The sequence below is a fragment of the Halomonas borealis genome (genome assembly GCF_004798905.1).
Lineage (GTDB): Bacteria > Pseudomonadota > Gammaproteobacteria > Pseudomonadales > Halomonadaceae > Halomonas > Halomonas borealis.
This window is the reverse complement of the sequence record NZ_SDMO01000024.1, coordinates 1-1,483: the sequence shown is the minus strand read 5'-3', so window position 1 is coordinate 1,483 and position 1,483 is coordinate 1. Positions and strand designations below refer to the sequence as shown.

General features: G+C 70.8%; 1 protein-coding gene. It reads left to right on the top strand.

Going from position 1 to position 1,483, the window contains the following annotated elements:
* Positions 1–25 precede the first annotated feature (25 nt).
* Positions 26–1,483 carry an aldehyde dehydrogenase gene (locus ETC07_RS14945; RefSeq protein WP_136249317.1) on the top strand — a complete coding sequence of 486 codons (1,458 nt, stop codon included), beginning with the start codon at positions 26–28 and terminating at the stop codon, positions 1,481–1,483.

The following is a 1,483-nucleotide window of genomic DNA, read 5'->3' as shown; positions in this document are numbered from 1 at the left end:
CGACTGGCAGGACGAGGCCGACTCCCTGAAGGCGAGCCTCGAGACCCGCGCCTATATCGACGACGCCTTCGTCGATGCCGAGGGCGGCGCGACCCTGACCACCATCAACCCGGCCACCGGCGAGGCGCTCGCCGAGGTGGCGAGCTGCGACGCCGCCGATGCCGAGGCGGCGGTGGCGGCCGCCCGGCGCGCCTTCGACGGCGGCGAGTGGTCGCGGCTGGCCCCGGGCGGGCGCAAGGCCGTGCTGCTGCGCCTGGCCGACCTGATGGAGGCCCACCAGCACGAGCTGGCGCTGCTCGACACCCTGGACATGGGCAAGCCGGTGAATAGCTCGCTGGGCGACATGGCCGGCGCCATCGGCTGCCTGCGCCACCACGCCGAATCCATCGACAAGCTCTACGGCGAGGTCGCGCCCACCGGGGATGACGCCCTGGGCCTGGTGCTGCGCGAGCCGCTGGGCGTGGTGGCCTCCATCGTGCCGTGGAACTTCCCGCTGATGATGACCGCCTGGAAGATCGCCCCGGCGTTGGCCGCCGGTAACAGCGTCATCTTGAAGCCCTCGGAGAAGTCGCCGCTCTCCGCGCTGCGCCTGGCGAGCCTGGCCCACGCGGCCGGGCTGCCGCGCGGCGTCTTCCAGGTGCTGCCGGGCTTCGGCCACAGCGTGGGCAAGGCGCTGGCGCTGTCCATGGGCGTCGACTGCCTGGCCTTCACCGGCTCCACCGGCGTGGGCAAGCAGCTGATGCAGTACGCCGGCCAGTCCAACCTCAAGAAGGTGTTCCTGGAGTGCGGCGGCAAGAGCCCCAACCTCGTCTTCGCCGACTGCAAGGACCTGGACCGGGTGGCCGAGCACGCCGCCGGGGCGATCTTCCACAACCAGGGCGAGGTGTGCATCGCCGGCTCGCGGCTGCTGGTCGAGAACTCGATCCGCGAGGCCTTCGTCGACAAGGTGCTGGCCGCCACCGAGGCCATGCAGCCCGGCGACCCGCTGGACCCCGAGAGCTTCATGGGCGCGATGGTCGACCAGGCCCAGCACGCGCGGGTGCTCGACTATATCCGCCGTGGCGTGGAGGAGGGCGCGACCCTGCGCAGCGGCGGCGAGGCCACCGAGGTGGATGGCAAGGGGCTGTTCATCCCGCCGACGGTGTTCGATGGCGTCACCGAGACCATGGCCATCGGTCGCGAGGAGATCTTCGGTCCGGTGCTCGCGGTGTTCGGCTTCGACGGCGAGGACGAGGCGGTGCGGTTGGCCAACGACAGCGACTACGGCCTGGCGGCCGGACTGTGGAGCCAGGACATCGACCGCATCATGCGCGTCACGCGCCGGCTGCGCTCGGGCCAGGTGTTCGTCAACAACTGGGCGGACATGGACCAGACGGTGCCCTTCGGTGGGGTCAAGCAGTCGGGCAACGGCCGCGACAAGTCCCACCACTCGCTGGAGGAGTACTCCGACCTGAAGAGCGTGTGGATGACGCTCGCGCCCTGA